This is a genomic window from Piscirickettsia litoralis, assembly GCF_001720395.1.
In the GTDB taxonomy this organism is placed as follows: domain Bacteria; phylum Pseudomonadota; class Gammaproteobacteria; order Piscirickettsiales; family Piscirickettsiaceae; genus Piscirickettsia; species Piscirickettsia litoralis.
Genome location: NZ_MDTU01000001.1, coordinates 1390560 through 1410010 on the forward strand (window position 1 = coordinate 1390560; position 19451 = coordinate 1410010).

Consider the following 19451-nt stretch of genomic DNA (forward strand, 5'->3'; position numbering starts at 1 on the left):
GATCATTTTAATGATCTTACTATAAGTGATTCAAATAAAAAGCCCTGCACTTGAAAAAGAACAGGGCTTTTTTAGACTTTGAATAAAGGCAGCTCACATGATTATAAAAACACGGCCACCCCAATAACAAAGTATAAGTCGTTTAACGCTTAGAGAACTGTGTCGCACGACGTGCTTTACGAAGACCCACTTTCTTACGCTCAACTTCACGAGCATCACGAGTCAAGAAGCCTGCTGTACGCATTTTAGAGCGCATCGTCTCATCGTAATCAACAATTGCACGAGCAATACCGTGGCGAATCGCGCCAGATTGACCTGTCGATCCACCACCTGCTACAGTGATATAAACGTCGAATTTTTCTGTCATCTCAGCAAGCTCTAATGGCTGACGAACAACCATGCGTGCTGTTTCACGACCAAAATATTCATCAAGTGGACGCTTGTTCACAGTCACTTTACCCGTACCTGGGCGAACAAAAACACGTGCTGTAGAAGATTTACGACGGCCAGTACCATAATTTTGAACAGTCATATATCCCTCACTTAAATCTCAAGCATACGCGGTTGCTGAGCAGCATGATCATGCTCCGCACCGGCATAAACTTTCAGTTTACGCAACATCGCACGTCCTAAAGGTCCACGTGGCAACATCCCTTTAACAGCAAGTTCGATGACACGCTGAGGATTTTTTTGCTTTCGCTTCATCAAAAGGAAGAGACTTAATCCCGCCAGGGAAACCCGTATGGCGATGATATAACTTGTCTTTCGCTTTGTTACCTGTCACAGCCACTTTATCAGCATTTACCACGATGATGTAGTCACCAGTGTCTACATGTGGAGTATACTCGGGCTTATGTTTCCCACGAAGTCGCTTTGCGATTTCGCTTGCCATACGACCTAAGGTTTTATCAGCTGCGTCTACGACGAACCAATCACGCTTTACAGTCTCTGGCTTTGCACTATATGTACTCATTTCTGGTTCAACTCCAGAAGCCTAAAAAAATAATTCATAATCATTACACTACGCTAAGGCGGCCAATGATACATTATTTCCTACGCTCTCGCAAGCCCTCGCTCCAAAGAGCGCCCTAAAAAAAGCATCTACGTATAGAGAGATTGTAAGCTTTAGAAAAAATCTGTCCGCACTGAGTCTGGTGCTTATATCAAGGCAATTGAGTCAGAAACATAGACAAAGCTGTCTATAATCAAATAAAACAATTGGTTAATATTTAAAGCTAGGGGACCTCCAAATGCAACACCCACACTTGCTACGGCTGCTCACAATTATGTTTTGCAGCGCTTTTCTAACAGCATGCAGCCCGCAACCGAATAAAAAAATGACAGATTCGTATTCTAACGATGCAACGCCTCATGGAGCACATGACCCTTCCCCCCGAGCGATGGATGCAGGTCTTCCCCCTGGAAGCTTAGAGGGACCAATCACTCAACCTGTCCCACCCCCCTTCCCCCATAAATAAAGACAAAACAGATAAAACCAGCTTATCTTATGGTAAAACAACAAAAATTAATCAATCATTAATTTTTATTAACATTAAAACAACGTGATAAAAATGAGAACTATTATCATTTTTATTGCTTCTCCATAAATTAATCGCTACACTACCGGCACAACACTTCTACGATCAAGCCGTTGGTTAGAGATAAATTTATGAGTACATCTTACTTACATGCTGGCAATCACTATAAAGTTAAAAAAATCAATAAGGGCACTGATAAAAATTACCGCCATAAGCTCCTTTCTATGGGCATTATGCCAGGGTCAACATTTCGCATAGATCGTGTCGCTCCTTTAGGCGACCCTTTTTATATAGAAGTCAAAGATTACGCCCTTTGTATCCGTCGCAAAGAGTTAGCCCTGTTAGAGTTGGAATGCCTCTCATGAAGAAACTACAAATCGCCCTACTCGGCAATCCAAACTCAGGCAAAACCACACTTTTCAACCAATTAACGGGCGCTAAACAAAAAGTCGGGAATTGGGCGGGAGTTACCGTAGAGCAAAAAAACGGGGACGTTTTCTTATCGACATCATGAAATAGAACTCATTGATTTACCAGGAACTTATTCGCTGAATGTCGCTTCTGAACAATCTTCTTTAGACGAGCGTATCGCCTGTGAGTATTTACTCAAAGAAAAAGTCGATCTTGTCATCAACATTATCGATGCGGCTAACTTGGAAAGAAATCTCTACCTAACCACCCAGCTTTTAGAAATGCAAATTCCCTGCATCATTGCGCTGAACATGCTGGATATCGCTAAATTACGTAAAATCAATATCGATAGCAAACAACTTTCCAAAGCACTAGACTGCCCCGTCGTTGAGCTTGTCTCTAGCAAAAATAAAGGCATTGACCAACTCAAAAGCGCCATCATTGATCACTCTTTTACCCCATCAGATTTTTCTTCACATTTTTCTGATGATGTAGAGCAGAGCATTACCGCACTCACCACACAGATAGAAACAGACCAACTTACTCCTTTTCATATCAACCGCCCGCGCTGGCTCGCCACGCGCTTGCTCGAACAAGACACACTAGTCACCCACAAATTACCAGAAACTCTGATAGCAACTGCGACTGAGCACTCTGCACAAATTGAAGAGAAAACCGATGAAGAAGCCGACATTTTAATCGCTGATGCGCGCTATCAACGCATTGGTGAAATTATTGCAAATGCGACAGAACGTTCTTCTAAGGCACAACGAACTTTCACACAACGCCTAGACAATATTGTCATGAACCGCTGGCTGGGCATTCCTATTTTCTTATTTTTAATGTACTGGATGTTCTTACTTTCCATCAATATCGGCGGTGCATTACAGCCTTTATTCCAAGGCGTTATTGACACTATTTTCATTGATGGCGCAACTTATCTAGGCCATAGCGCCGGACTGCCCAACTGGATCACAGCAATTGCTGCTCAAGGCTTTGGTACCGGTTTGGATACCGTCGCAGGCTTTATCCCCCAGATTGGTCTGATGTTTTTGTTTTATCCTTCTTAGAAGACTCAGGCTATATGGCGCGAGCGGCCTTTGTTATGGATCGCTTCATGCAAGCCATTGGTTTACCTGGCAAGTCCTTTGTACCTTTAATCGTCGGCTTTGGCTGTAATGTTCCGGCCATCATGGCCACACGTACCCTAGAAACCCGTCGTGATCGCATCATGACGGCGATGATGTCACCTTTTATTTCCTGCGGTGCGCGCCTGGCTATTTTTGCCGTCTTCTCAACCGCATTCTTTACTCAAGGAGGCGCACTCGTTGTCTTCGCCCTTTACTTATTAGGCATCATTGTTGCGATCGGTACTGGATTGCTCCTTAAAAAATCCATCTTGCGGGGCGATGCGACTCCTTTTATCATGGAACTCCCTGCTTATCACGCCCCCCATATGAAGAGTATTTTCATGCTCACCTGGAACCGGCTAAAAGGCTTCGTCATCCGTGCAGGTAAAATCATTGTTCCAGTCTGTATACTCATCGGTAGTTTAAACAGCATTAATCTAAATGGCACGATTGATCCAAATGGTAGCCGTAACTCGATCCTTTCAGAAGCAGGTAAAGTCATTACTCCAGTGTTCCAGCCGATGGGCATCGAACAAGAGAACTGGCCTGCCACAGTAGGGCTAATCACAGGTACACTTGCCAAAGAGGTTGTTGTTGGGACATTAAATACACTTTATTCACAACAAACCCCTGCGCCAGCTGACCAAAATTTCAGCTTTTGGGGCGGCATTAAAGGTGCCTTTACTGACACCTTCGATGGCTTTGCCAGCATGAATGCAGGTACATTTATCAACCCATTTGAAGCAGCAAAAGCCGATGGCGACATGGACTCCAGTGCGATGGGGCAAATGGTCCATTTCTTTGGCAGCCCAATTGCGGCATTTGCCTATTTGGTCTTTGCATTACTCTATATCCCATGCATCGCCACCATTGGTGCTTTATCACGTGAAATTGGCCGTGGCTGGGCGTATCTCTCAACCTATTGGGGCGCGAGCACAGCTTATTCACTTGCAGTCATCACTTACCAAGCCGGTACATTTTCAGCTCACCCTAATTCATCAACAGCATGGATTATCGGTTTCATTTTATTCCAAGCCCTCTCTATCTTTGGGCTTTTGCAATGGTCCAAACGCAGCAGCGTAGATTTAACTCAGCCCGCTTTAGCCAAATCTTGCAGTGCAGACAAGTCCAACTGTTGCGGTTAAGCTTTATTTATCAATTTAAGGAAACGAGCATGATCACACTCTCAAAGTTAAAATCTTACTTACGAGAACGTGGTTATGCGACCTTAAAAGAAATGAGTCTGTGTTTTCAAGCCGAACCCGAACAATTACAATGTATGCTCCAACATTTTATCAATAAAGGCCAAGTTCAAACACGTAATATATCAACGGGTTGCGCTAGAAAGTGCAGCCAAAACTGCCCAATCAAGTCGTCTTTGCTCTACGAGTGGAAAGGCAAACCTGCCCCACTAATGCACTGAAGCCACTAGAGAAACTTCCCTCTCGGCACAAGACTCTAAAACTTTAGAGGAATTTGCCGCCATGTTCGAGTTTAATCAATTTATCAATAGACTATCAGCCAATAAGATCGAGTCCATCACTCAAATTAGCTCTGTTGCTATTGATACTCATGCTAAAGACCAAGATAAACTTGATAACACAACCAGCCAACAACAAACTGGCCCTCAAGAAAAAAAATCAACAGAAAATCAAACAGATAAAAATTTAGTTTTGAGCCCAGCTGAAAAGAAACTGCTATTACAATTAAAAGCGAGAGATGCAGAAGTACGCCGTCATGAACAGGCTCATGCTCAAGCAGCAGGGCCTTATTTACTGCAAGGTCCTCAATTTTCCTATCAAAAAGGCCCTGATAACAAGCTCTATGCCATCGGCGGGCATGTCGCACTGGACATCAGCAAAGGAGCAACTCCAGAAGAAACACTCAAAAAAGCAGCAGTGATAAAACGCGCCGCACTCGCACCTGCAGTTCCTTCCAGCCAAGACCATAACATCGCTCGCCAAGCGGATCAGCTACTCCAAGAAGCACGCCAACAAATACAAAAAGAAAAGCGAGCTAGTCAAACATTCACCGCCCAAGGAAAGCTAGACACCCTGTCAGCTACCAGCCTGTTTATTAGTGTTTCGGTATAAAGTCTCACAGAAACTACAGAGATTATCTGACATAAAGACCAGGTAACACAGCGGCACTGTCGCACAAAGCTTGCTAGATTAAGTATATAGGGATAGAAAGAGACTTCGCCATGCAAACCACCATTGCACCACTAGAGCGCCATAAAGCATTGACCTGCGAGCGTTTAATGCGCCAAATTCCAGAATCTTTTAAAAATGAAGTAACCATTAATCACTATGCACGTCATTTTGAAAAAATGCATATTCTTGCCGCTCATAGTCATCAACGTATTGTTGGCTTTATGGGGTTGCAACAGCATGCACCTGTCACAACAGAAGTCGCTCTTATTGCCATTCTAAAGCCTTATCAGCAACAGGGCATTGGCCTTAGTCTGATCGATGCAGCTGAAAAATACAGTCGCAATATTCGTCATCAGTATTTGGTTGTTAAAACACCTTATGATGAAAATAATACCCCTGCGACTCAGCGCATTGCCGAACGCTTTTATAGTAAAGTTGGCTTTGCTAAACTCATAGACATCCCAGAAATTTGGGCCGGTCAAAGCGGCCAGCTTATGCTCAAAAAAATACTACTTCAGTAACTACTTTTTAATTTTCTCTACGCCCCAAAAACTAGCCTTAAGGGGTGTAGAGCACACCATATCATCAACCGTCAGCCAGCTCGCCCCTTGACTCTCAGTGAGAAATATTTTCTTCTCAACATATTTTGTCAAAAATAAACCAATCAACTCGCTATAAGTCACACAGCTAAGGTGATCTATAAACAAGCACCGAAGAGCCATCAGTACACATACTACATCGGTTCTCTGTATTCAATATCGCACGTATGGTGTGAGAGGTCGCCCCCTACCAAAAAACTTTTGATTATGAGGCTAAAGCACTGCACAACAACCGCTTTCGTCTTCTTGCCCTGGTTCTGACCTTGGCTCCGGAGTCTCCACAGTAGACAAAACTAACGTAGCTGTATTGCTCGGCCCTTTATTACCCAGCCTTGCGCATGGACCTTCTCCATGAACAAACCCCACCACCTCATGAGCTACTGCTGGAATGAGCGGCGTATTTTTTTCTAGTTGATCATGAATTACAGAATCAGCTCTAAGATATTTATCTTCACACCTCTGAAGTAGTTTTTCAGCATATTGGGCAGAAACCGTTAAAATTTCTAAACCCCTGTCTTCTTCTGTATCTCCTGTTGCCCATTCTTTATGAATACTTCGGGCACATTCTGCTCTTCTAGGGTCCGTGAAATCAACAGCGCCTATGCCCATAAGGCTGAAAATCGCCATACGGCCCAGACTTCTCGAATGTGGCTTACTCTCTTTAACATTGATTTGAAGATCTTCTTTCTCATTTTGGGAGATCGCTACATTAACAGACTCTTCTGAATAGCCCGGCTCTTTTTGCATTTCGCTTTTCAACATGCTTGTGATTAATGCAAGATTTTCTGGTGTGAATTTCATAGTTTTTTTCCATGTAATAATTTTTTTAAAAGCTGAAATCATAAGAAAGATAACGGATCACTAGCCCATTCCTTTCATTTGCTCTCAACCAGATTATTATGTTAAAAACCATAATTTTTCCAATGGAGCAAATAACAGAAAGATTTAGATTAACTCATTTGAAAATGTAAATTTTCACATTGAGTCAATGTGTTTTCTAACTTATGTTATATCACATGCTCCTGTCTCTTCCGGTTTTCACTCTAAGCTATAGACATTACAAGCTTATTTATTTAGTGTAAAAGGAGTTTTGATGGACATTAAAGTTTATGGATAAAATAGTTATGAAAACAGTTATGACCCTCGCTTTATTTCTCATTTATCTTCTTGCTGTTGTTTTATTTGAAGTCTACCGAGTGCCAGATATTGCTCGTGCAGCCATTATTTTAGTAGTTGCACTTTCTGTTTGGGGGAGCATAAAAAAGGGAATTATACGCTGGTAAATTTATCGGCTTAGAAAAGAGCGAGTGCTTCACTAACGCTTTTCTTGATAATCAAGTTACTTTGATTGTTATTTAAATGTAATTTCTAAACTGTTATTTTCTTTTTACTCATATCATTGCTCCTAATACCCCTCATTTAAATCCGTTATTTTTCCATAAAATTAATTTATAAAAAAACAATCCACATCTAAATATTTATCAAAAATTCTCCATAACATCGCTAACGACCACATAACATCATAGACAAGTGAGCTTAAAATATTTCATTAATTAACAAAAGGGGCAGTTAATGTATTTAGATATATACTTTGATGGTACTGGCGTTAATCTTAATAGCTCTTCTGAACAAAAGTTTGGAAAAAGTGTTGTTGGCTATGTATTTACAAAAAGTCCTGCAGAAGAAGTTTTCATTGATCCAGAAAACAATGGCAAACTACGCATCAGAGGCGATAGTGACGATGCGAGTAGAAATCCCTACGAGCCTCAGCATGTCAAAATTTACTTTCCAGGCCCTTCTGCTAAAACTTGCACTTACCAAGGTCAACAGTACCTAAGGCCAGGTGAGGAATACAACCCAACTAAAATAAGCTCTCTTCTACTTTCTCAAGACACAACAACAAATCGAAGTGGTCGTTACGGTGATGGTTGGGAGCATAACTTGCAACATGCAGTTATAGTAGCGCTCAATTTTATTCTCGTTCGCCTTCAGCAAAACCCTGACGAACCCATCATAGTTAGGCTTCGTGCATCATATAGTCGGGGAGGCATCACTGCCATCGCTTTCTCTCAGTTATTATCTGAATTATTAGAAGAGATGGGTTTTCCAGACGATAAAGTTTTCATTGAAGAAGTTAACGCAATTGACCCAGTTGCAGGCGAAGGTTATGGAAAGCTACAAGAAACAGCAAAGCGCTCTAAAATCAAGAACGATCTACATTTAGTGAATGCAACGCGTATAGGTAATCGGACACGAAAGTTCAACTGGTATGGTGCGACAGAAGAAAAGCGTAAAGCTTTCGAAGCTCAAGCTCCTGAAGCATTTGCAACAGATAGAGCCATACTCATTCCAGACAACGTTGAGTGTGTGCGTCACTTCAAATATGGATGCCACAAATCCACTGGGCACCCATTAAGGTTAGGGGTTCCACATCAAGCCGGAATTGAAATATTTGAAGAAATCTCGGCATTAGACTTTGATGTACCCGATGGAAAGGAGACAACTTGGAAACATATGGCAGATGAATCCTACCTTAGAAAACGTCAGCGTGTTTTTTCCCAAGAAGCAAGTACAGAATCTCCAGCAAAATCTGAAAACTACACAAACTCTATTTTGTATGATGTTTTTCAATATTTTATGCATGGATGTGAAGACAAGGTCACATTCGAGCAGGCTTTAAAGGAAGCAGGCTACTACTTTAATCCTACTCTAGTTTGGGCTTATAAAAATAGTAATTTTTTCCGGATCACTGGCCTCGCTATTAGCGACCTTACCAGTGAACTTATTGCGCAAGCCGTTCATTGCAAATCAAGACTTGATTTAGTGTTATTTGCTATTCGCTATAATCAAGACCCATCCTCACAACACTATGCGGTTGCAACAAATGCTCAAGTTGAGCACCAAGCATTAGAAGCTATTATTGCAGCGCCTAGAGCAGAACAAGAGACATTTCTTGCTCAACACACCTCTCCATTCACCAGCCTTGAAAAAGATCAGCAAGTTGCACTAGGGGCCGTGCATAATGCAATGGCTCGATTACGTGCAAACTCTGCGAAAGAAAAAATGCCTCACCTTACCTCAGCAGAAGAGCAAATAAAAAAGGCAGCAGATAAAAAGAGCTGTGTTGCAGCTGTTGCTAAAGCTGAAGCGGCAGCAAAACAGCGTACGGCCAGATTCTCTAGCGCTAGAAGCAAACAGGACTCACAAGACTATCGAACTACTGACTTTGAAAAAGCAAAAGAGCACTTTTACCCTACTCCTTCTGATCAGCCGTGCAGACATCCAGATTATAATCAGGCAAGCCCTATTTTCGATCAATTATCAGATGAAACTCATCGACCACCGCCAAATTCAGTTCGGTTATTAGCACATGTTGAATTATTAGCCTGTTAAGTATAAAGGGCCTGTCATGCCACCTTCTGTATTATCGTAATTATTTATTCGAACTTTATGCTGATTGAGCATTCTTACTCTGAATTCATTTATTTTTTATATCCATGGAAACAAATCAAGCTCCGCTGATACAACACCCTGCACCAGTGGAGAAGAAAGAGAAATTAGCGAATCAAGAATCTTTTTTAATCTTTGTAAATTGTATCTGCAGTATTAATCGCCTCATTAATTAAGCGATCAACACTTTTTAAAATCTCATCGCGCGACCCTTTGGTTTTCTGAGTAGTCGAGCCAATCAACATGCCCAAACTGCTTGCCATTAAAGTCGCAATCATATTGGGGTCTTGGGTCATATTTTCCAAACCATGTTGCTTCATTTCAGCAATCACCGCACTCGTCACGCCTTCTGTTAAGGCTAAAAAATTTTTCGATATCGAGCTTATTTTCACTTTCACTCATAATATTTTCTCCAAAAAATAAAAGCCGGGATTAACCCTAACCCCGGCTTTCTAGTGATCTTATTGTAAGTAACTTGACTTACCAGCCAGTCACTTCTTTAATCGCCTGACCCAATTGAGTCGGTGCTTTTACAGTGCGTACGCCCGCCGCTTCAAGTGCAGCAAACTTCTCAGCCGCTGTTCCTTTACCACCTGAGATAATCGCACCGGCATGGCCCATACGTTTTCCAGCTGGCGCTGTAACACCCGCAATATAAGAAACCACAGGCTTTGTCACATTATTTTTGATGTACTCAGCAGCTTCTTCTTCAGCAGTACCCCCAATTTCACCCACCATAATGATCGCTTCAGTTTGTGGATCGTTTTGGAACATCTCTAAAATATCGATGAATGTAGATCCTGGAATTGGATCACCACCAATACCTACACAAGTTGACTGACCAAAGCCTAGGTCAGTTGTTTGTTTTACCGCTTCATACGTCAATGTACCCGAGCGAGAAACAATACCGACTTTACCAGGCAAATGAATATGACCTGGCATAATGCCAATTTTAGATTCACCTGGGGTGATCACACCGGGGCAGTTCGGGCCAATCAAACGTGCTTTAGTATATTTCTCGATGTATTCTTTAGCATCGAGCATATCGAGTACTGGAATACCTTCAGTAATACACACGATGAGTTTAATTCCCGCATCCGCCGCTTCGATAATTGCATCTTTACAAAATGGTGCAGGAACATAAATGACTGTCGCCTCAGCTCCCGTTTTTTCTACGGCTTCTGCAACAGTATTAAATACTGGCAGACCTAAGTGAGTTTCTCCACCTTTACCTGGAGTCACACCGCCAACCATATTTGTACCATATTCAATGGCTTGCTCAGAATGAAAAGTGCCCTGCTTACCTGTGAAGCCTTGGCAAATAACTTTGGTATTTTTGTCTAATAAAACACTCATGGCTCACCCTTATTTAACAGCACTAACAATTTTTTCTGCAGCATCATCAAGATCAGATGCAGGCGTAATATTCAGGTTGCAACTTGCAAGTTTCTCTGCACCTGCCTCGGCATTATTTCCTTCAAGACGAACAACCACAGGAACATTGACATGCACTTCTTCAACAGCCGCAATAATACCTTCAGCAATCATGTCACAACGAACGATACCACCAAAGATATTCACCAAAATACCTTTCACGCTCGTGTCAGACAAAATGATCTTAAAGGCTTCAGCAACACGCTCTTTAGTCGCGCCACCACCGACATCTAAGAAGTTCGCCGGGCTACCATCATGTAATTTAATGACATCCATCGTCGCCATCGCAAGGCCAGCGCCGTTAACCAAACAACCAATATCGCCATCAAGAGCAATATAGTTAAGGTCCCACTCAGCCGCACGTGCTTCACGCTCATCTTCTTGCGTCGCATCACGCATCTCATGAATTTTTGGCTGACGATATAACGCATTACCATCGATGTTAATTTTACCATCTAGGCAGTGCAAATTACCTTCTTTGGTAATCACTAATGGATTAATTTCTAATAGGGCAAAATCATAATCTAAAAACATATTCGCCAGACCTAAGAAAACCTTAGTGAATTGCTTCACTTGATTCACATTTAAGCCCAATTTAAAGCCGACATTACGCGCTTGATACGCTTGTGGCCCAACAAGTGGGTCGATTTCAACTTTAAAAATTTTCTCAGGCGTTTCTTCTGCGACTTTTTCGATTTCTACACCGCCTTCAGTCGATGCCATAAAGGTCACACGACGTGTCGCACGGTCAACAACCGCGCCTAAGTACAATTCGCTATCAATATCAGTGCAGGTCTCAACTAAAATCTTGTGAACTGGTTGGCCTTTCTCATCAGTTTGGAAAGTGACTAGATTTTTCCCAAGCCAATGACTGGCAAAATCTTTAATTTCATCTTTTGATGATGCAAGCTTGACACCACCGGCTTTACCACGACCACCGGCATGGACCTGAGCTTTAACAACCCACGTACTACCACCGATTTGATCCGCTGCGGTCACAGCTTCTTCGATGCTGCTTGCCACAACACCCTTAGAGACAGGAAGGCCATACTCAGCAAAAAGCTGCTTCGCCTGATATTCATGTAAATTCATGACAGTTCATTCCTCAAACAAAAAGATCGATTGAAATGTTTGGTCGGCATTATGCCATAAACATGAAGTTTATGGCACAACAATTTATACGTTCAACAACATACGTGCTGGGTCTTCCAGCATTTCTTTGACTCGCACTAAGAAACGTACAGAACTTGCACCATCGATAATCCGATGGTCATAAGAAAGGGCGATATACATCATCGGACGAATGACAATTTCACCTTTTTCAACCACAGCACGCTCAACAATGTTGTGCATGCCTAAAATCGCGCTTTGCGGTGGGTTAATAATAGGCGTCGACATCATCGAACCAAAAGTTCCACCGTTAGTCACCGTGAAGGTCCCACCCAGCATATCTTCCATTGCCAGCTTGCCATCGCGTGCTTGGTAGGCGTAATTAAGAATAGAAGATTCAACTCCTGCATAGCTAAGCTGATCAACATCACGAACCACAGGCACCACTAGACCACGTGGCGATGAAATGGCAACGCCAATATCATAATAGTTGTGATATAAGATATCAGTACCATCAACAGAGGCATTCACCTCTGGGAACTCTTTTAAAGCCACCACACAAGCTTTCAAGAAAAAGGACATAAAGCCTAAACGCGCATCATGATCTTTTTCAAATTTATCTTTGTATTGCTTACGAAGATCCATAACGGGTTTCATGTTTACTTCGTTAAACGTGGTTAATATCGCGTTATTATGCTGAGCTTCAAGCAGGCGCTCGGCAACACGCGCACGTAAACGTGACATTGGCACACGCTTTTCTAAACGCCCAGCTGCCTCTGGAGCGACACCTAAGATGCTAGAAACATCAACGCCTTCACCGACTTTGCGGCGCAATGATGGACTTAAGTGCCCTTCAATTTCTGGCGCTTTCGCCGCCGCAGACGGTTCAGCCGCTTTGGCTGCGGGTTTTGCAGCAGCAGGTGTTGATGCAGCTTCAGCAGGTTTCTCTGCAACTGCAGGGGCTTCTTTAGCCACAGCACCTTCTTTAATCGTACCAAGAAGCTGCTCGGCAACAACAGTATCTCCTTCATTCGCAGCAATGACTTCTAATACGCCATCTGCCGGTGCAGGCACCTCAAGGACAACTTTATCCGTTTCAATTTCAACAATGGTTTCTTCCTGCTCAACCGCTTCACCTGGCTGCTTATGCCAAGCGACGATCGTACCATCAGTCACAGACTCTGGAAAAACGGGTGTTTTTATTTCAACAGAAGACATGGTCTATTCCTCAAACTTTTACCAAATTCAGTGCATCACACACCAAGCGTTCTTGTTCTATTGCATGGACTTTAGGATACCCTTCAGCAGGGGCAGCCATCGGTGGGCGTCCAGCATAATGTAATTTACAACCTTCACCTATCACGGTGCGAATATGGTGTTGGCTTTGATACCAAGCTCCCTGGTTTCTTGGCTCTTCCTGACACCAAATAAAGTCTTTTACATGGGCATAAGGCTCAAGTATTTTTTTCAATTCAACTTCAGGAAATGGGTACAGTTGCTCGATACGAATAATAGCAACATCTTTTTGATCGCTATTACGGCGCTTGGACAATAAGTCATAATAAACTTTACCACTGCAAAGTACCACTCGATTGACTTTCTTCGCATCAAGACTATCTATTTCTGGAATAATATTATGATAGTGCCCTTTGGCTAAGTCATCTAAAGAAGAGACTGCCAAGGGTGAGCGCAATAAGCTCTTTGGTGTCATGACAATCAGCGGTTTACGACACTTACGCACCATCTGACGGCGAATTAAGTGATAAATTTGCCCTGGGGTTGTCGGCACACACACTTGAATATTATGCTGAGCAGAAAGCTGTAAAAAGCGCTCTAAGCGTGCTGAAGAGTGCTCTGGACCTTGCCCTTCAAAACCATGCGGCAATAACACTGTTAATCCGCACAGCCTATTCCACTTTTGCTCACCGGAGCTGATAAACTGATCAAAAACGACTTGAGCACCGTTAGCAAAATCACCGAACTGCGCTTCCCAGATTGTCATGCTGAGAGGCTCTGCGGTGGCATGGCCGTACTCATAAGCCAGTACTGCTTCTTCAGACAATAAAGAGTCAATAACAATGAATTTACCCTGTTGATTAGCAACATGCTCTAACGGATAGTAAATCGCATCGTTTTCTTGATTATGTAGCTCGGCATGGCGATGTGAGAAGGTACCGCGACCACAGTCTTGACCGGCCAGGCGCACATCAAAACCTTCTGCAAGCAAGGTTGCATAGGCTAAGTTTTCTGCATAACCCCAATCGATGGCTTCTTCGCCCCGGGTCATGTGTGCACGCTTGTCGAGTGTTTTCTTCACCTGGGGCTGTAATTTAAACCCTTCAGGTAATACTTCCATCCGCTCGGCCAGCTCTTTTAGTTTTTCCCTCGGCAAACAATTATCATAAGGCGTGTCCCAATCATTGCCGATATAAGGCCCCCAATCTGCCGCATGATCACGCAAATTTACGCCATCAAGCACACCTGGCGCGACAACTTCTCCCGCCTCTAGTGCGGCACGGTAGGCTTTATTGACCTGATCAATATCAGCACGTTCGAATTCACCCGAATTAATTAAAGTATCGGCATACATTTTACGTGTCGTCGTTTGCTTGCGAATCACTTTATACATTAAAGGCTGAGTTGCAGACGGCTCATCAGATTCATTATGACCATGACGGCGATAGCACACCATATCGATGACAACATCTTTATTAAAGGTCAGACGATAATCCAACGCGAGCTGAGTCACAAAGACAACAGCCTCTGGATCATCACCATTGACATGAAATACTGGGGCTGACGACATCTTCGCAATATCAGTACAGTATTCACCCGAACGTGAACAACGCGGATCCGTGGTAAAGCCCACCTGGTTATTAATAACAATGTGAACTGTTCCGCCAATGTTATAACCCCGTGTGTGTGACATCGCAAAGGTTTCCATCACCACACCTTGCCCAGCAAATGCCGCATCACCATGCACCTGAATAGAGAGTACTTGATTGCGTTGTACATCACCGCGACGTGTTTGCCGTGCGCGCACAGAGCCTGCTGCCACTGGCGAAACAATTTCTAAATGTGATGGATTAAAAGCTAAAGCTAAGTGAACAGGCCCTCCCGATGTTTCTACATCAGAAGAAAAACCCTTATGGTATTTAACGTCACCGGTACCATCAACAGCAATACTTTGCTCAAACTCACCAAATAACTGCTCAGGCGATTTACCCAATAAATTAATTAGCGCATTTAAACGTCCGCGGTGCGCCATGCCCAAAATGACTTCACGCACACTTTTACCGCCAGCACGTTGGATCATTTCATCGAGCATTGGAATTAAGCTTTCACCCCCTTCCAGAGAGAAGCGCTTTTGACCAACATACTTTAAACCTAGATACTTTTCCAAGCCTTCGGCTGCGGTTAGGCGCTCTAGAATGCGGTGCTTTTCTTCACGATTAAAGCTCGGTGTTGCATGGATTGCTTCTAGGCGCTTTTGCACCCACTCACGCTCTTGCTGATCGACGATATACATGTACTCGCTAGCAACATGGCCGCAGTAAGTTTTACGCATAATATCGATAATTTCTTTAAGCTTTAATGGCTGGTGGGTTAAGCCATCAATTTGAAACGACTCTTCAAGATCCGCGGCAGTTAAACCATGGTACTCTGGAGTAAGCTCGGCCATTTTATGGTTACGTGGACGCTTCAGTGGATCAAGATCCGCTTCAAAATGTCCCAAATAGCGGTAGCTACTGATCAAGCCTTTAACACGCGCCAAGGCAGATGAGCCTGATGATGCCTCACCAACAGGAGCTTGTTGCGCTAAAGATTGAAATGCAGCACGCACCTCAGAGTGGGGAATTTCCGGGTTTTGACTTTCTTGCTTTAATTTGGCAAAGTAATTTTGCCACTTTTCATCAACACTGTCTGGATCTTCAATATACTGTTCATAAAGGTCCTCGACATAAGAGCTACTCCCCGCATCTAAAAACGCAGTGTCTTCTAACTCTTTAAGTAAAGATTCTCGCATGTTGGTGCCTCGATTTAATCATCATGCGTTATTAATATATCCTCTAACATTACAGGAAAAGCGGGCGCAATGCCCACTTTTCTGCAACCTCATCACTGAGCTTTTATTATACCGCTCTTTTTAGCATCATCGAACGAATATGACCAATCGCTTTCGTTGGATTTAAGCCTTTCGGACACACATCCACGCAATTCATAATGCCGCGACAACGGAATAAACTAAACTGATCTTCTAGTCCTGCCAAACGCTCATCAACATGACCTTCACGACTATCAGCTAAAAAGCGATAAGCCTGCAATAAACCAGCAGGACCCACAAATTTATCAGGATTCCACCAAAATGATGGGCACGATGTTGAGCAGCATGCACATAAGATGCATTCATACAGGCCATCTAATTTTTCACGCTCTTTAGGGGACTGTAAACGCTCTTTCGCCGGTGCTTCACCTGCTGGCGTTAAATAGGGTTTAACCCGCTCATATTGTTTATAGAACGGTGTCATATCAACCACTAGATCACGAATCACCGGCAGACCCGGTAAGGGTCTAACAACGATAGGGGCTTTTAGTTCAGACAAATGCGTCACACAAGCCAAACGATTTTTACCGTTAATATTCATACCATCAGAGCCACACACCCCTTCACGGCATGAGCGACGAATTGCAATCGTTTGGTCTTCTTCCTTTAAACGCTCAAGTGCATCAAGCACCATCATGTCAGAACCTTTTGGAATATCCAGATCATACTCTTGCATATAAGGCGCTTTATCCACATCCGGGTTATAGCGATAAATTTTAAATTTCATTGCAACTTCCCCTTAGTAGACACGTGGTTTCGGTGGAAAAGCATCCACTTTTTTCGGTTTACGATTCACTTCGCGATAACTAATTTTGTGGTCCTCAGCAAAATAAACCGTGTGCTTTAACCAGTTTTCATCATCACGCTCTGGATAGTCTTCACGGCTGTGCGCGCCACGGCTTTCGGTACGAACAACCGCTGAGTGTGCGGTAGCCAATGCTGTATTCATCAGGTTATCTAACTCAAGCGCTTCAATACGCGTCGTGTTAAAGGTCTGACTATGATCATCCATTTTCGCCGTTTTTAAGCGCTCGCTTAACTCTTCTAGTTTTTTCAAGCCTTCTTTTAATGGCTTGTCTTGACGGAATACACCAAAGTCTTGCTGCATCACCCGCTTCATCTCATGGCGAATCACTTGGAAACTCTCACCTGATTTAGTTTCATTCCAACGATTCATACGTGATAAAGCTTGCTCTAAGTCACTCTCACTGACATCTTCCAAGGCAAAATCATTGATATTTTCAGCAATGTGCTTACCCGATGCGCGACCAAAGACAACTAAGTCTAATAATGAATTAGAACCAAGACGATTCGCACCATGCACAGAAACACAAGCACACTCACCAATCGCATAGAGACCCGGAATAATGTGATCTTGACCTTGAGCATCTTGAGTAATTGCCTGACCATGAACATTCGTCGGCACCCCACCCATCATATAGTGACAGGTCGGTACCACAGGAATCGGGGCTTTAATCGGGTCAACATGAGCGAAGGTCATCGATAATTCGCGAATCCCCGGCAAGCGTTTATTAATGATATCTTCACCCAAGTGCGTCAGGTCCAATTTTACATGATCGACACCATCTGGTGCATAACCATTGCCTTCACGCAACTCTAAAGCAATCGCACGAGACACAACATCACGCGAGGCTAAATCTTTGGCATTCGGTGCATAACGCTCCATAAAGCGCTCACCATTTTTATTAATCAAAAAGCCACCTTCACCACGGCACCCTTCAGTCACGAGTACGCCCGCACCGGCAATGCCGGTTGGGTGAAACTGCCAAAACTCCATGTCTTGCACGGGGACATTAGCACGTAAAGCCATGCCCACACCATCACCGGTATTAATAAAGGCATTGGTTGTTGATTCGTAAATACGTCCTGCACCACCGGTGGCAAGAATCGTTGTTTTCGAGCGGAAGAACGCTGTTTCACCGCTTTCAATACAAACAGCAATCACGCCTGAAATCGAGCCATTTTGCGCTTTGACTAAATCAACGGCATACCACTCATTATAAAAATTGGTATTTACCCGCACATTTTGCTGATACAGAGTATGTAATAAGGCATGGCCGGTGCGGTCTGCCGCAGCACAAGTGCGCTGAGCAATCTTTTCACCATAATTCATGGTTTGACCACCGAAAGCACGCTGATAAATACGACCATTATCTAAACGTGAAAACGGCATCCCCATGTGATCGAGCTCATACATGGCTTGTGGCGCCATCTCACACATATATTCGATAGAATCCTGATCACCGATATAATCCGACCCTTTAACCGTATCGTACATGTGCCAACGCCAATCATCTTGATGGACATTGCCTAATGCTGCTGCCATACCACCTTGAGCAGATACCGTATGTGAACGTGTTGGAAAGACTTTTGTTACGACCGCGATGTTTAAGCCCGCTTGTCCTAACTCATAAGCTGCACGTAATCCAGCTCCTCCGGCACCCACAACAACGGCGTCGAAATCATATGTTGCAATTGTCATGAATTATGCACCCCAGATAATTTGAATAGCCCAAACGACGTAAACGAAAATCGCCAAAATAACGATAACTTGTAGTAAGCCTCGCAATACGCCACACTTAATATAATCAGTAAAGACCGTCCACAGACCAATCCATGCGTGCGCTGCTAAGCTAAACAAAGCAAGCAATGTAAAAATACGCATACAGCTATTAGAAAATAGTGCTTTCCACGCAGCAAAGTCCACCTGCGGGTGAACCAGAAAAAAACCGACGAGAAATAACACATAAACCGCCAAAATAACGGCAGAAACCCGTTGAATAAACCAATCTTTTAAACCGCTTTTTGCAAGCCCTGTAATTGTACTCACCATAGCCAATACCCCAATGCAATAATTAACACTATGGAAACTACAAGAACAAGCACGGCTCCTGCCCGTCCGCCTTGCTTCGTTTCACCAATCCCTATATCCATCAATAAGTGACGCACCCCTGCGACAAGATGGTATAGCAATGCAGACAAAAACACCCACACCCCAAACTTCATCCAACCTGATGCGAATACTTGCACAACAGAACGGAACCCAGCCTCTGATGATAATGACTGCTCTAACCCCCACAGCAATAATGCCATAAGAATAAAAACAAGAATCCCAGAGATTCGATGTAAAATAGATGAAATCGCGGTAATAGGCATGCGAATCGTGGTAATATCAAGATTCACAGGTCGCTTATCACTCATGAAGAATCCCCTCACTTAAATTTTAGCTTTTAAGCCACACCCCAAATTTGGCCATATGCACAGGTAAGTTTTGCGCTGCTACATTCTAACAGAGCACCTCCCTTACGCATACATAAAAGTATGGCGAAACCATCGCGTTTTGCAATGATCACCATAGAAAGTCCTCGCGGATTATAGGCAATTTTCAATCAGGTTTAAACCGGCAAATGCCACAAAGACAGAACATCAAAAACATAAACTCACACTTAGCCTTACAACTCAACGGATTAACGCTGATTTTGTCATACCTTAAAAAATCC

Annotated in this window: 21 protein-coding genes and 1 pseudogene; 9 read left to right on the forward strand and 13 right to left on the reverse strand. The window is 43.3% G+C overall.

Going from position 1 to position 19451, the window contains the following annotated elements; genetic code table 11:
• Window positions 1-142: 142 nt before the first annotated feature.
• Together rpsI and rplM are read right to left on the reverse strand one after the other, a co-directional pair.
• Window positions 143-532 carry a 30S ribosomal protein S9 gene (gene rpsI, locus BGC07_RS06735; RefSeq protein WP_069312469.1) on the reverse strand — a complete coding sequence of 130 codons (390 nt, stop codon included), beginning with the start codon at window positions 530-532 and terminating at the stop codon, window positions 143-145.
• 11 nt (window positions 533-543) lie between these two features.
• Window positions 544-973: pseudogene (gene rplM, locus BGC07_RS06740) on the reverse strand (50S ribosomal protein L13).
• A gap of 696 nt (window positions 974-1669) precedes the next feature.
• Here rplM and BGC07_RS06745 point away from each other — a divergent pair.
• The 7 genes from BGC07_RS06745 (at window position 1670) to BGC07_RS06765 (ending at window position 5753) form a co-directional block, all read left to right on the forward strand.
• On the forward strand, window positions 1670-1903 hold the full coding sequence (locus BGC07_RS06745) for a FeoA family protein (protein WP_069312471.1): 234 nt from the start codon (window positions 1670-1672) through the stop codon (window positions 1901-1903).
• Complete coding sequence (locus tag BGC07_RS23155) at window positions 1900-2052, forward strand: FeoB small GTPase domain-containing protein (protein WP_268801625.1); 153 nt, start codon at window positions 1900-1902, stop codon at window positions 2050-2052. Before BGC07_RS06745 ends, BGC07_RS23155 begins: the two co-directional genes overlap by 4 nt.
• 10 nt (window positions 2053-2062) lie before the next feature.
• Window positions 2063-3019, forward strand: coding sequence for a FeoB small GTPase domain-containing protein (locus tag BGC07_RS23160; RefSeq protein ID WP_268801700.1), 957 nt, complete (start codon window positions 2063-2065; stop codon window positions 3017-3019).
• Between the two features lie 14 nt (window positions 3020-3033).
• A complete protein-coding gene (gene feoB / locus BGC07_RS22025) occupies window positions 3034-4224 on the forward strand; it encodes a ferrous iron transport protein B (RefSeq protein WP_235603006.1) in 1191 nt (396 codons plus the stop codon).
• A 29-nt stretch (window positions 4225-4253) separates the two neighbouring features.
• Window positions 4254-4502 (forward strand): FeoC-like transcriptional regulator, encoded by a 249-nt coding sequence (locus BGC07_RS06755; RefSeq protein WP_069312472.1) that lies wholly within the window; start codon window positions 4254-4256, stop codon window positions 4500-4502.
• A gap of 61 nt (window positions 4503-4563) precedes the next feature.
• A complete protein-coding gene (locus BGC07_RS06760) occupies window positions 4564-5172 on the forward strand; it encodes a putative metalloprotease CJM1_0395 family protein (protein WP_069312473.1) in 609 nt (202 codons plus the stop codon).
• 110 nt (window positions 5173-5282) lie between these two features.
• On the forward strand, window positions 5283-5753 hold the full coding sequence (locus tag BGC07_RS06765; protein WP_069312474.1) for a GNAT family N-acetyltransferase: 471 nt from the start codon (window positions 5283-5285) through the stop codon (window positions 5751-5753).
• Here BGC07_RS06765 and BGC07_RS23165 read toward each other — a convergent pair whose 3' ends face one another.
• On the reverse strand, window positions 5754-5885 hold the full coding sequence (locus BGC07_RS23165) for a hypothetical protein (RefSeq protein WP_268801626.1): 132 nt from the start codon (window positions 5883-5885) through the stop codon (window positions 5754-5756).
• 159 nt (window positions 5886-6044) lie between these two features.
• On the reverse strand, window positions 6045-6674 hold the full coding sequence (locus BGC07_RS06775) for a hypothetical protein (RefSeq protein ID WP_069312476.1): 630 nt from the start codon (window positions 6672-6674) through the stop codon (window positions 6045-6047).
• A 281-nt stretch (window positions 6675-6955) separates the two neighbouring features.
• Here BGC07_RS06775 and BGC07_RS20575 point away from each other — a divergent pair, with 281 nt between their 5' ends.
• Entirely contained in the window at window positions 6956-7114 is a 159-nt protein-coding gene (locus BGC07_RS20575) for a hypothetical protein (protein WP_158006886.1), read from the forward strand.
• Window positions 7115-7403: 289 nt separating this feature from the next.
• Window positions 7404-9224: a hypothetical protein gene (locus BGC07_RS06780; RefSeq protein ID WP_069312477.1), complete on the forward strand. Its 1821-nt coding sequence runs from the start codon at window positions 7404-7406 to the stop codon at window positions 9222-9224.
• Between the two features lie 185 nt (window positions 9225-9409).
• Here the strand turns inward: BGC07_RS06780 and BGC07_RS06785 are convergent, their stop codons facing one another.
• From BGC07_RS06785 to sdhC, 9 genes are all read right to left on the reverse strand, one after another.
• Window positions 9410-9679: a hypothetical protein gene (locus tag BGC07_RS06785; protein ID WP_235603007.1), complete on the reverse strand. Its 270-nt coding sequence runs from the start codon at window positions 9677-9679 to the stop codon at window positions 9410-9412.
• Window positions 9680-9761: 82 nt separating this feature from the next.
• The gene (sucD, locus tag BGC07_RS06790; protein WP_069312478.1) at window positions 9762-10637 is read right to left on the reverse strand and encodes a succinate--CoA ligase subunit alpha; all 876 of its coding nucleotides are present in this window, start codon (window positions 10635-10637) and stop codon (window positions 9762-9764) included.
• Between the two features lie 9 nt (window positions 10638-10646).
• The gene (sucC, locus tag BGC07_RS06795; protein ID WP_069312479.1) at window positions 10647-11807 is read right to left on the reverse strand and encodes an ADP-forming succinate--CoA ligase subunit beta; all 1161 of its coding nucleotides are present in this window, start codon (window positions 11805-11807) and stop codon (window positions 10647-10649) included.
• Window positions 11808-11891: 84 nt separating this feature from the next.
• Window positions 11892-13043 carry a dihydrolipoyllysine-residue succinyltransferase gene (gene sucB, locus BGC07_RS06800; protein ID WP_069312480.1) on the reverse strand — a complete coding sequence of 384 codons (1152 nt, stop codon included), beginning with the start codon at window positions 13041-13043 and terminating at the stop codon, window positions 11892-11894.
• A 10-nt stretch (window positions 13044-13053) separates the two neighbouring features.
• Window positions 13054-15852, reverse strand: a complete 2799-nt coding sequence (locus tag BGC07_RS06805) for a 2-oxoglutarate dehydrogenase E1 component (RefSeq protein ID WP_069312481.1) — start codon at window positions 15850-15852, stop codon at window positions 13054-13056.
• Between the two features lie 106 nt (window positions 15853-15958).
• Window positions 15959-16657: a succinate dehydrogenase iron-sulfur subunit gene (locus BGC07_RS06810; protein ID WP_069312482.1), complete on the reverse strand. Its 699-nt coding sequence runs from the start codon at window positions 16655-16657 to the stop codon at window positions 15959-15961.
• A 12-nt stretch (window positions 16658-16669) separates the two neighbouring features.
• Complete coding sequence (gene sdhA / locus BGC07_RS06815; RefSeq protein WP_069312483.1) at window positions 16670-18433, reverse strand: succinate dehydrogenase flavoprotein subunit; 1764 nt, start codon at window positions 18431-18433, stop codon at window positions 16670-16672.
• 3 nt (window positions 18434-18436) lie between these two features.
• Window positions 18437-18784, reverse strand: coding sequence for a succinate dehydrogenase, hydrophobic membrane anchor protein (gene sdhD, locus BGC07_RS06820; protein ID WP_069312484.1), 348 nt, complete (start codon window positions 18782-18784; stop codon window positions 18437-18439).
• Entirely contained in the window at window positions 18778-19152 is a 375-nt protein-coding gene (gene sdhC, locus BGC07_RS06825; protein WP_069312485.1) for a succinate dehydrogenase, cytochrome b556 subunit, read from the reverse strand. The genes sdhD and sdhC overlap by 7 nt, the downstream gene beginning before the upstream one ends.
• Between the last annotated feature and the right edge of the window lie 299 nt (window positions 19153-19451).

What these genes read in the sequence shown, in the direction of transcription:
- BGC07_RS06760 (WP_069312473.1), top strand. Translation starts at nt 4,564, where the DNA reads ATGTTCGAGTTTAATCAATTTATCAATAGACTATCAGCCAATAAGATC.
- BGC07_RS06810 (WP_069312482.1), bottom strand. Translation starts at nt 16,657, where the DNA reads ATGAAATTTAAAATTTATCGCTATAACCCGGATGTGGATAAAGCGCCT.
- sucD (WP_069312478.1), bottom strand. Translation starts at nt 10,637, where the DNA reads ATGAGTGTTTTATTAGACAAAAATACCAAAGTTATTTGCCAAGGCTTC.
- sdhA (WP_069312483.1), bottom strand. Translation starts at nt 18,433, where the DNA reads ATGACAATTGCAACATATGATTTCGACGCCGTTGTTGTGGGTGCCGGA.
- sdhC (WP_069312485.1), bottom strand. Translation starts at nt 19,152, where the DNA reads ATGAGTGATAAGCGACCTGTGAATCTTGATATTACCACGATTCGCATG.
- rpsI (WP_069312469.1), bottom strand. Translation starts at nt 532, where the DNA reads ATGACTGTTCAAAATTATGGTACTGGCCGTCGTAAATCTTCTACAGCA.
- BGC07_RS06780 (WP_069312477.1), top strand. Translation starts at nt 7,404, where the DNA reads ATGTATTTAGATATATACTTTGATGGTACTGGCGTTAATCTTAATAGC.
- sucC (WP_069312479.1), bottom strand. Translation starts at nt 11,807, where the DNA reads ATGAATTTACATGAATATCAGGCGAAGCAGCTTTTTGCTGAGTATGGC.
- BGC07_RS06775 (WP_069312476.1), bottom strand. Translation starts at nt 6,674, where the DNA reads ATGATTTCAGCTTTTAAAAAAATTATTACATGGAAAAAAACTATGAAA.
- sucB (WP_069312480.1), bottom strand. Translation starts at nt 13,043, where the DNA reads ATGTCTTCTGTTGAAATAAAAACACCCGTTTTTCCAGAGTCTGTGACT.
- BGC07_RS06745 (WP_069312471.1), top strand. Translation starts at nt 1,670, where the DNA reads ATGAGTACATCTTACTTACATGCTGGCAATCACTATAAAGTTAAAAAA.
- feoB (WP_235603006.1), top strand. Translation starts at nt 3,034, where the DNA reads ATGGCGCGAGCGGCCTTTGTTATGGATCGCTTCATGCAAGCCATTGGT.
- BGC07_RS06805 (WP_069312481.1), bottom strand. Translation starts at nt 15,852, where the DNA reads ATGCGAGAATCTTTACTTAAAGAGTTAGAAGACACTGCGTTTTTAGAT.
- BGC07_RS20575 (WP_158006886.1), top strand. Translation starts at nt 6,956, where the DNA reads ATGAAAACAGTTATGACCCTCGCTTTATTTCTCATTTATCTTCTTGCT.
- BGC07_RS06765 (WP_069312474.1), top strand. Translation starts at nt 5,283, where the DNA reads ATGCAAACCACCATTGCACCACTAGAGCGCCATAAAGCATTGACCTGC.
- sdhD (WP_069312484.1), bottom strand. Translation starts at nt 18,784, where the DNA reads ATGGTGAGTACAATTACAGGGCTTGCAAAAAGCGGTTTAAAAGATTGG.
- BGC07_RS06755 (WP_069312472.1), top strand. Translation starts at nt 4,254, where the DNA reads ATGATCACACTCTCAAAGTTAAAATCTTACTTACGAGAACGTGGTTAT.
- BGC07_RS23155 (WP_268801625.1), top strand. Translation starts at nt 1,900, where the DNA reads ATGAAGAAACTACAAATCGCCCTACTCGGCAATCCAAACTCAGGCAAA.